The organism is Streptococcus sp. 2154 (assembly GCF_013277255.1).
In the GTDB taxonomy this organism is placed as follows: domain Bacteria; phylum Bacillota; class Bacilli; order Lactobacillales; family Streptococcaceae; genus Streptococcus; species Streptococcus pseudopneumoniae.
In genome coordinates, this window is record NZ_VMMK01000013.1 from 1 (window position 1) to 10,453 (window position 10,453).

General features: G+C 36.7%; 8 protein-coding genes and 3 pseudogenes. 6 read left to right on the forward strand and 5 right to left on the reverse strand.

Translation table 11 applies throughout. The features are described 5' to 3' along the window. From HT693_RS00625 to HT693_RS00640, 4 genes and pseudogenes are all read left to right on the forward strand, one after another. Positions 1-218: pseudogene (locus HT693_RS00625) on the forward strand (IS630 family transposase); the annotation flags it as partial. Continuing rightward, positions 166-540, forward strand: a complete 375-nt coding sequence (locus HT693_RS00630) for a hypothetical protein (RefSeq protein WP_138699592.1) — start codon at positions 166-168, stop codon at positions 538-540. The pseudogene HT693_RS00625 and the gene HT693_RS00630, both read left to right, overlap by 53 nt. Continuing rightward, positions 533-1,711 carry an MFS transporter gene (locus HT693_RS00635; RefSeq protein ID WP_023941358.1) on the forward strand — a complete coding sequence of 393 codons (1,179 nt, stop codon included), beginning with the start codon at positions 533-535 and terminating at the stop codon, positions 1,709-1,711. Before HT693_RS00630 ends, HT693_RS00635 begins: the two co-directional genes overlap by 8 nt. Before the next feature lie 8 nt (positions 1,712-1,719). Beyond that, complete coding sequence (locus HT693_RS00640; RefSeq protein ID WP_138705216.1) at positions 1,720-2,214, forward strand: hypothetical protein; 495 nt, start codon at positions 1,720-1,722, stop codon at positions 2,212-2,214. Between the two features lie 248 nt (positions 2,215-2,462). Here the strand turns inward: HT693_RS00640 and HT693_RS12320 are convergent. The 5 genes and pseudogenes from HT693_RS12320 to HT693_RS00670 all read right to left on the reverse strand — a co-directional run. Continuing rightward, a pseudogene (locus HT693_RS12320) lies at positions 2,463-3,101 on the reverse strand (transposase); the annotation flags it as partial. 56 nt (positions 3,102-3,157) lie between these two features. Continuing rightward, the gene (tnpB, locus tag HT693_RS00655) at positions 3,158-3,508 is read right to left on the reverse strand and encodes an IS66 family insertion sequence element accessory protein TnpB (RefSeq protein ID WP_138705217.1); all 351 of its coding nucleotides are present in this window, start codon (positions 3,506-3,508) and stop codon (positions 3,158-3,160) included. Beyond that, complete coding sequence (locus HT693_RS00660) at positions 3,489-3,674, reverse strand: hypothetical protein (protein WP_031223047.1); 186 nt, start codon at positions 3,672-3,674, stop codon at positions 3,489-3,491. Before HT693_RS00660 ends, tnpB begins: the two co-directional genes overlap by 20 nt. 136 nt (positions 3,675-3,810) lie before the next feature. Then, positions 3,811-6,933: a DEAD/DEAH box helicase gene (locus HT693_RS00665; RefSeq protein WP_138705218.1), complete on the reverse strand. Its 3,123-nt coding sequence runs from the start codon at positions 6,931-6,933 to the stop codon at positions 3,811-3,813. Positions 6,934-7,145: 212 nt separating this feature from the next. Then, positions 7,146-8,384 (reverse strand): annotated as a pseudogene (locus HT693_RS00670) (MFS transporter). Between the two features lie 346 nt (positions 8,385-8,730). Here HT693_RS00670 and HT693_RS00675 point away from each other — a divergent pair. Further along, positions 8,731-9,408 (forward strand): tRNA (adenine(22)-N(1))-methyltransferase TrmK, encoded by a 678-nt coding sequence (locus HT693_RS00675; RefSeq protein WP_000624065.1) that lies wholly within the window; start codon positions 8,731-8,733, stop codon positions 9,406-9,408. After that, complete coding sequence (locus tag HT693_RS00680) at positions 9,395-10,192, forward strand: Nif3-like dinuclear metal center hexameric protein (protein ID WP_000881159.1); 798 nt, start codon at positions 9,395-9,397, stop codon at positions 10,190-10,192. The genes HT693_RS00675 and HT693_RS00680 overlap by 14 nt, the downstream gene beginning before the upstream one ends. Positions 10,193-10,453 lie beyond the last annotated feature (261 nt).

Sequence of the window (10,453 nt, forward strand, 5' to 3'; positions counted from 1 at the left end):
AAAAAAAGATGACGAGCTTTAAGTAAGAAGACCCAGAGAAAGTCGCTGAGTTTCTTGATATTTTGGATAACCTAAACGAATTACCAATCGTATATATTGATGAAACAGGAATCGACCGCTATCTCTATCGTCCTTATGCAGGGGCTCCTAGAGGGGAGAAAGTCTATGAAAAGATTAGCGGACGTCGTTTTGAGCGAACTTCAATTGTTGCAGGACAGTCTAACGAATTATAAAAAAGCGTATTATTTATCTGATAGAAGTTTTGATTTCTGGTATGACTTACAATACATATATGTCGAGCTGAATATGTATGAAAAAGCACAAAGATTATTAGAACAATGTCAATTCAAAGTTTCACAGTTAGATTTATCTTTTCTAGAAGATTATTTGGTTATATCTTTAGAAATTTTATATAACTGCAATAAATTTAAACAAATGCAACCATTATTGAAAATTTTAGATACACATTTTAGTGATAATGAAAAATTATCGGATATGAAAGAAACACTAGAAAGTGAAGTGAGCGAATATCATGAATAACTATCGAATTATCTTAAGAAAATATCCTATTGCAATCAATTTTTTTATTTTCAATTTGTTTTTTAAACTATCTATGTATACTTCAAAAACAGTTCATGCACTCTGGTTTGAAATGAATGATAGGCTCCCTAATTATGGTCTATCCTATTCTGCCATGGCATTTGCTGGCATCTTTTCATTTTATATTGGTAAAAAAATAGGACGATTTACCCCTCAAAGAGTGATTCAATGTGGTTTAATTTTATATAGTATTGGCTTATTCTTTAGGATGTTTCCTAATAACTCAGGCATTTCTATAATATCTGGTTTTGTTTCAGGAATCGGTGCTTCGGTAGTGTTGTTATTAATTAGAGTATGGATTGTAGGCATAGGAAGTGAAGAAGAACGTTCCTCTATTGTATCGTTGAAAGAATTTGCAGACGGAGTAGGAAGTTCTTTAGGCATGCTACTAGCAGGTTTTCTTGTCTGGATTTTAACATTCTTGTTTCAAAACGCTACACAATTGACTCTACTTTTTTCGAGCGTCCTTTGCCTGATTACTGTATTTCTAATTCCTCCTATTACTCAATCTCATAATGAGAGTGGCGATTTGGAGAAGGCTGAATTTAAACATTTTGCAAAAGCTAGAACCCTGCTTGTTGGAACTATAATATTCGGCTTCATTATGGGGGGAAGCGTAAGTTTATTTGCTCCATATCTTCCAGTTATTTTAAGCAAACAAGGTATAAATGTATCTGTTATTGGTGTAACATTGACAATTTTAGGACTACTGAGTACTTATTTCTCTTCTCTTTTTTCAGGTCAAAAAACCTCAAAATATAAAGAGTATATCTTTGTGGTCAGTGAAATTTTAGTGGGCTTATCAACAGCTTTATTGATATTTAATATGCAATTTTTATACTTGTTTCTTATTCTTATATGCAGAGCTTTGTTCTTAAATGGTTCTGTAATTAGTCAAGAATTAATGGAGTTGGATATGTATCCTAAAGAACAAATTTCATATTTCTATGGTATATCTCAAACTTCATATTTTATTGGAGATAGTTTAGGTGGATTACTTGGAGGGAATCTGTATGCAAATGATTTACAAAAAACATTAATCATTTTCTTTATCATTTCCACTATAAATGCAATTTCTTTGTTTCTTTTTTATAAGTATATGAAAAAGTAGGTCACAGGATGATGAAAATAAAAAATTTGGATTTAAATGATGCTATATTCCTATCTTATACTCAAGATAGGAAACTTTTATGGCATGATGAATTATTAGTAGATAATAATGGACAAATAATATATGATAAAGAATTTTCTGCAATACTATCAAATAAAAATTGGAATTATGTGATAGATGAATTGGTAAGAACGATTGAGTATATAGTGAGTAAAACAGTAAAAGATGTTAAAAAAGTTTATTTATATTCAGGAAGTTTTGGATCTATATTAGGATTACTACTGAGTGCCAGATTTTCTCACAATCTAGGTGGACATATATGCGTTTCCCCTTTGATAGATTTATCTAATCAAATAAAAAAAAAACAAGTGGAATGGAAAGGAAATGGTTTACTGATAAGTTCTCGACAACTGAAATTACAGAAATGTTTTCTGATAAGGTGTGGAAGAAAAATCTTCCTTATAAAACATTCATCATGCAAAGTCCTAGAGATAAAGTTTTAGATTTTTATTATATGAAGTCGACATTGAACAACTATAAATGTTTTGAAATTGATGAATTACCAATAAATGGTCATGGGCCTGAAACTGAATTTGAACTCAATATACTTAATCAAAGTGTTTTAGAAAAAATGAATAAATTATTTGTTGATTGACAATGATAATTTTCTGTAACCGTCCAATAACGAAGTATATTGAAAAATCTCCATATTAGGAACTATCCGTGAGTTCTCTAATCTGGAGATTTCTTATAGGGGGTGGAGATGTTCTTGACGTTTCTGTAGACGTTCATCAGCTGGCAAAACCTCCCAGTCTCTTTCCAAGGCAAATAACTGGTCACAATAAGCTAAACCTTTAGCTCCTAAGGATGAGTTATCTGCTTGCTTGGGGGTGGATTCAAAAAACTTCCTTCTCACATGCGCCCAACATCCAACAAGTTCAGCTTCTTCCAGTTGACGATAAGCTTCTAGCGGTTCGCAGTTTACCAAGCTTAGCGTCGCCTTGCTCCTAAACCTTGGACTGCTATCGCATAGGCAGAACTAGAGGACTAAAGTCCTAAGTTACTGCCGCAACATGTCACAATGCACATAGCCAGAATAATCTCCTAGGAATTCTTGTACTACTGAACCACTTCGACGCTGATCATGGTGGTAAAGCCTAATCCCTTGTTTCTCTGATTTTCCTGACAAAAAAGTCCAATAGTAGGTCAGATGGCTATCACTTTCTAAGACCCGATAAGAGGTTTCATCCGCATGAAGAAGAGCTTGTTCTAACAACTTTTCTCGTAAAAGCTTATAAAGGGACTCTAAATAGTATTGACTCGTCTTGATATGCCAATTAGAGATTTCCTTACGTGTGATTGGTAAACCCATCTTAGCCCAATCTTCTTCCATAGGCTTCCCTCTCTGTTTTCTAACTTTATTATACTAAAAAGAAAGGCATCATTTCAATAGAAATCACGACTTTCTGATGAATTTATTTGGGGAGTGATAGAAAAGCCTTTCATCAGCCAGTCTACTTGTTCAGATGTGAGAGCTTTGACATCCTTTTCTGTACTTGGCCAAGTCAACTTACCGTTCTCAAAGCGTTTATATAGTAGCCAAAATCCTTGACCATCCCAGTAAAGAGCTTTAAAGCGGTCTTTACGTCCACCACAAAAGAGAAAAACTTGACCTGAGAAAGAATCTAATTCAAAGTGGGTTTTAACCAGATAAGCCAGTGAATCAATGCTTTGCCTCATATCAGTCTTCCCACACACGAGATAGACCTGCCCTAGGCTAGATAGATGAATTGTCATAGAGCAACACCTTATCCAAAAGCTCTTCTATCATTTCGAGATTGAGAGATTGAAAAAAACTTACTTCAAGCTTGCCAATACGAATTTTAAGCAGAATATCATTTCTCTTTTTAGAATCAAAACGACGAGATTGTGGAATCTCTACAGGAACAATAGGTTGTGGCATTCAAATATCCTCCAATAGTTTTACTTTACTAATAGTATACAGGAGGTCTTCCATGAATGATAGATACCTTGTTATGACGCGCTTACAAAAGAACTAGATAAATCCACTAAGTGTGGTTACTCTAGTTCTTTTTCGTTTATTCAACACCCAAGATTTCTTTAATATCATCAACGCTCAAATTGCTTCTGCTTTCTTGTCCTTCAAGAACGGTGTTGAAGAGTTCTTTTTTACTTTCTTGGAGTTCTTGGATTTTTTCCTCTATGGTACCAAGTGTGATAAGGCGATAGACATCGACTTGTTTGGTCTGGCCAAGGCGGTGGCTTCGACCGATGGCTTGCATCTCGACTGCTGGATTCCACCAGAGGTCACAGAGGATGACGGTATCAGCTCCTGTTAGATTTAGTCCTGTTCCACCTGCTTTTAGGGAAATGAGGAAGCAGTCTTTTTCCCCTTGATTGAAGAGATTGACCATTTCTTGACGTTTATCTGAAGGTGTTTGTCCTGTTATTTTAAAGTGAGACATTTCTTTTTTCTCTAGTTCTTGCTCAATGAGATCAAGCATAGAGGTGAATTGTGAAAAGATAAGTGGTCGTGACCCTTTTTCACGAATGGTGTCTAGGAGCTCGAATAAGCTGTCCATTTTTCCACTATCCCCTTTGTAGTCTTCTAAAAAGAGAGCAGGGGTATTACAGATTTGTCTAAGTCGGGTTAGTCCTGCTAAGATTTCAATTTTATGACGTTTAATCTCATCAGCGCTGGCTCCTGAAACCATTTCTTGCATGCGTCGAAGTTGAGCTAGATAGAGCGTTTTTTGTGAACTGCTGAGTTCATTGCTGTAGAGGTGCTCGCTCAGTTCAGGTAATTCTGTCAGAACTTCGTCTTTTTTCCTACGCAGGACAAAAGGTTGAATCAGTTTAGCAACGAGTTGAGGTGACAATTTTGAAAATTCCTTTTTACTTGGTAGGAGACCTGGTAATACTATCTGGAAAATAGACCAAATCTCTTCGAGACGGTTTTCAATAGGAGTTCCAGATAGGGCATAGCAGGTTTTGACATCAAATTCTCTTAAAGCTTGTGCTGTTTTGGTCTGACTATTTTTTATCATCTGTGCTTCATCTAGGATGAGGTAGTCGTAAGACTGCTTTTGATAATGTTCAAGGTCAGATCGAAAAGATGGATAGCTTGTAATAGTGATAGTAGCAGATTTTTCAATTTGTTTGATACGCTCAGTTTTGCTACTATAGGCTACTTCAACCTGTTTGTGAGGTACAAATTTTCGGAATTCTTCCTTCCAATTATAAAGAAGGCTGGCTGGAGCTAGGATAAGAGCTTTCTGGTCTGGTTTAAGGTTGGCTTCCAGAAGAGTGATGGTTTGCAAGGTTTTCCCTAGACCCATGTCGTCTGCCAGGATTCCCCCAAAATGATAATGATCCAGCATACTCAGCCACTTGACTCCTTCTTTTTGATAGGAGCGGAGTTTGGCCTTGACTTCATAAGGCTTGATATCAAATTCTTCAGGGTGGGTCAGGTCATAAGCCATCTTTTTGAAATCACGAGAAAAATTGACATGTTCATTGTCTTTGAAGGTTTCAGAAAGACTAAAGGCACGAGATTTGTGCATCTTGATTTTTCCGTCTGAAAATTTAGCGCGAAGATCTTGGAGACTTTGGGCAACCTTGAGACTTTCATCGTCAAAGACTAGAACCTTTCCTTGCTTGGTTTGGTAGTGGCTTTCTTGATTCCATAAAGCTTGGATAGCTTTTTCAACCTCATCTTCTGAAATCATAGAAAAATCAAACTGAACTGAAAGGAAGCCTTCGTCGTCAAAAATGTCAATGACAGCAGGATCTTCTACTAAGAGTTTTTCAAGCGATTCATCTAGTTGAACTTGACCCAGAGTACGAAAACGGGGGAGTTCTTTTAGGAAGAAATCAACGATTTTGATTTTGGAAAGACTATGAAATTCCTCTTTGAAACCAGCAGAAAGCAGTTGATGATAGATTTTTCTAGCTTTGCTAGCTTGGTAAGTATAGGGGAGGGTTAGGAGATCTTGTTTAGAATGGACTTGTTTTTCTCCAAAGGACCACACCATATTAAGGGCAATTTCATTTCTAGTTTTGGAGAAGGCAAAGGTGGGGATAAAGTCATGGATTTGTAATTCATCTGGAAGACTGATAGGAACATAGTTTGAGATGATATTACAGATTTGCATAAGTTCAGCCTTATTTTCCTGTGAAAAGATAAGAGGAGAACTTTCTTGATAATGATAGATCCAAGTAGCTAATTTATCCAAAAAGTAACGGTGTTCTTCTTTGATGATGTGGAAGTGATTGTGTCGAATCCAAAGTTTTTCTTGAATAATGAAACCAAAATAAGCTGTATTGATGATTTCATAATGGTTATTAGACTTGACAACTTTAAAAATTTCCTCTTCCGGGATAAAGGGACTATCATCTAAGAATATAAGAGGGTATTCGGCTTTTGAGGTTACATATTGGAAGACATCCAAAGCTTGAAAAAGTGGGACGAGGTCGTTTAAATAGCTAACAGGAGTCTCTAAATAGCGTCCGCAATCTCTAGGGCTAATGCCATAACTGAAGTTGAAATAAGAATGTTCATTTCTATCGATGAAATATTTTTTGATATAGAGGAGTAGGTTTTGGGATGCTTGATTAAACTGATCTAAGGATAATCTGATTGTCCCGATTTTCTGTGAAACAAAGTAATCTTCCTCTTGGAAAATGAGAAAAATGAAGTGAGCTATATCCTTGATAACATAGGTACGAGAAGCCTGTTCTACCTGTAGTTTTAAGGTCCATGCTAGGCTATGATTTCGGATTTCGACTTGTCCATGAAGGGAAAGTGAAGGCGCCACCGCTTTTTCTTCTACCAGTTCATCTTGGAGTTCATCAGATGGCAAGGTAGGAATCAGTTGGCTGGCAAAACTTGGTTTATGACTCGCTTTACCAATGCGTTCTTGAATAGCTTGGGGGAGGCTACGAAAGTAGAGATCCATGGCAACCCAGTGTTTACAGACTCCCTGATTTTGGAAATCTTTACATTCGCAATGAAAGCCAGTCAAATCGAAGTGCTCCATACTGGTCAGGATGTTGGGTTCCAGATGCATGGAAATACCATCATAGGTATTGGGGTGCTTAAAATATTCTTTATTTTCAGTATCAAAATAGTTTTTTATCTGTTGGAAAATAGTTCGTCCATCCATTCTCATACGAGCAGGGAGTCTATCGGGAACCGCCATTGAAGTAACCTCTATTCTAATTATTCTTTCCTCTATCTTATCAGATTTTATAGGAAAAGAATAGACTTATCTTATATAAATTGCATCTTGATAGGGATTGGAAACATTTGTAGTTGCCAGATAGTTGTATGTAATATCGACAATCAATTACAAGGAGCTTACGATTCCACAGAAACTATCAAGTGAAAACTGACCTATCTATAACATTCTAGCTAAATTTCTTCTTGGTTTGGTAAGTTTTTCATCTGGTGAACTAGATAGGCTGCTATAAGTAGTAAAATTATAAGAGCAAAGGCAACAACTTCAAGACCAACACTTGTTGCAAGAAATACGAGAGCAAGGGATAGGACAGCTGGGATAAGCAAGTTGATAACATTGATGGAGGATTGAACTGATCCCATTAACTCCTCAGGAATGATTCCAAAAATCATGGCTTGCAAGCGAGGACTCAATACTCCTGCCGAGAAAGCATCACCTGCACTTCCTAGTAAAATAAGTAAAAAACTTCCACGTAGAAAACCTATAACAATGAGAGACTCCATCAATAGACTCCAATAAATATTCAGGCGAATAGAAATTTTTTTAGATAGAAATCCACTCAGAAGTCCACCTAAAATAACATGAAGAAGGCTTATCATTATCAAAATTGCCAGACTTTGCCCTGTTGACAAATCCATAAAAGGATGGTGAATCAGTAGAATCGCACTGACAGGCTCTACCATCATCAAAACAGCTTGACTAATGGACAAAATCCAAAGCAAGACCATGACATCTCCCATAGTCATCAATAATTTCATTGACTCTTTCAAATGCTGGAAAAAGCTACTCATTCCTACATAAGGAGGAACTTCGATTTTTTCTTCCTCTTTTTTCAAGCGGTTTCGAATAAGTAGACTTCCTAGAAAGGCAAATAAAAAGGTTAAAACATTTACAAAAGCTAGAGTAGAAATGCTAAACAGTCCTAAAAATACTCCTCCGCTGAGATTACCTATCAAACGTACAATGGAACTCGTGGACTGCCTAAAACTCATAGCCTCCGTCATATCATCGTTTATTAGCCGTATGTAAATCGGTGTCAGCATGTATCCTGCAAGAAAACCAATCGTATCTGAAATCAAGTTCATACTGCAAATAAAGAAAACAGAAAAGAGAGAGAAGTCGGTACTTGTCAGGAGCAAAGTCACTCCAGAATAAAGGAGGACTTTGATAAAGAGGATAGAAATATACTTGCTAATTCGATTTTTTTGAAAATCAGCTATAACTCCAGTAAAAAGGTTGCAAAACCTGTGGAATAGTTTCTGACAGACTGATCAAAAATATAGCTAAGGGAGCAAACGTATAAGAAGAGACATAATTGATAAAAGCTAAGTAAAAATAGTGTCTCCAAAACTTGAAATCCACTCATTCACTGTTAGCTGACGAAAAGCTCGATTTTTAAGAAAAATATGCATATTAATCTCCTTATAATAAATTCTAGAAAGCATAGAGCAAATTCGTGGTTCGTCTGACTAAATTTCCTATCTAAATACTACCTTCAAATATAAAATTTAGTGAAACTTTTATCTCCTCTAATCTTCTAAATATATTTTAGTGTATATTTTTTATAAAGTCAAGAATTTTTGAATAAATTACCTATTTTTTGACAATTCTGTAAATTTCCGAAAAATATTTCAAGTGAATCCATCTATTACCTTAGGACATTGAAACTTCTTTCGCCAGAGGTACTTATATTACTGGGAAGTTGAGGATTGAAATGTGGTATAATAAGAGGTAATAGAGTTTGGAAAGTGAGAGAAGATGATTTCAAAGAGATTAGAATTAGTGGCTTCCTTTGTGCCACAGGGAGCCATTTTATTAGATGTGGGAAGTGATCATGCTTATCTGCCCATCGAGTTGGTTGAGAGAGGACAAATCAAAAGTGCCATTGCAGGTGAGGTGGTGGACGGGCCCTACCAATCTGCAGTCAAAAATGTTGAAAGTCACGGGTTAAAGGAGAAAATCCAGGTTCGTTTAGCCAATGGCTTGGTAGCCTTTGAAGAGGCAGACCAAGTGTCGGTCATTACCATTGCTGGTATGGGTGGCCGTTTGATTGCTAGGATTTTAGAAGAAGGCTTGGACAAGTTAGCTAACGTAGAGCGTTTGATTCTCCAGCCCAATAATCGTGAAGACGACTTGCGCATTTGGTTGCAAGACAATGGTTTTCAGATTGTGGCAGAAAGCATTCTAGAAGAAGCTGGCAAGTTTTACGAGATTTTGGTGGTGGAAGCAGGACAAATGAAGCTATCAGCAAGTGATGTTCGATTTGGCCCCTTCTTGTGCAAAGAGGTCAGTCCAGTCTTTGTCCAAAAATGGCAAAAAGAAGCTGTTAAGCTAGAGTTTGCCCTCGGACAAATTCCAGAAAAAAATCTGGAGGAACGTCAAGTTCTAGTAGATAAAATTCAAGCCATCAAGGAGGTTCTCCATGCTAGCAAGTGAAGTAATTAACGTGTATGAAGCCTTTTGCCCTCAGGAATTTTCTATAGAGGGAGACAGTCGTGGTCTGCAAATTGGCACTTTGGACAAGGACATCCAAAGTGTCATGGTGGCTCTCGATATTCGTGAAGAAACGGTGGCTGAAGCCATTGAAAAGGGTGTGGATTTGATTATCGTCAAGCACGCGCCGATTTTCCGTCCCATCAAGGATTTGGTAGCTAGCCGTCCACAAAATCAGATTTACATTGATCTCATCAAGCATGACATTGCAGTTTATGTCAGCCATACCAATATTGACATCGTTGAAAATGGTCTCAATGACTGGTTCTGTCAGATGCTAGGAATCGAGGAGATAACTTATCTTCAGGAGACAGGTCCTGAACGTGGAATTGGACGTATTGGGAATGTTCTGACTCAGACCTTTGGGGACTTTGCCCAGTATGTCAAGCAAGTATTCGGCCTAGATAGTCTTCGAATGGTGCATTATCAAGAGAATGACTTGCAGAAACCTATTTCAAGAGTGGCCATCTGTGGTGGAAGCGGGCAGTCATTCTATAAGGATGCTTTAGCTAAAGGAGCGGATGTCTATATCACTGGTGATATTTACTACCACACTGCCCAGGATATGTTGTCTGATGGCTTGCTGGCATTGGATCCAGGTCACTATATCGAAGTGCTGTTTGTGGAAAAAATCGCAGAGCTTCTTAATCAATGGAAAGGAGAAAATGGCTGGACAATTGATATTGTACCTAGTCAAGCATCGACCAATCCTTTCCACCATATCTAGTTAGAAAGTGAAAATAATGAAAAATTGTACTAGTATAATTATGGTAAACTGAAACTACACTAGTACAAATGTGATTCTGAGACATTGTTGAGACTGGATTTTTTTGTAAAACTTATACCCGAAATTTTATAAATAAAAAAATACAATAGTCCTCGTTTTTTGCAGTTTAATCAAAAAATCCAATACATATAATTAGAAAGATAATAATTTACCATAAAATACTCTAAAAACAGAAAAAATTAAATGTTTTTCCTTGCAAAA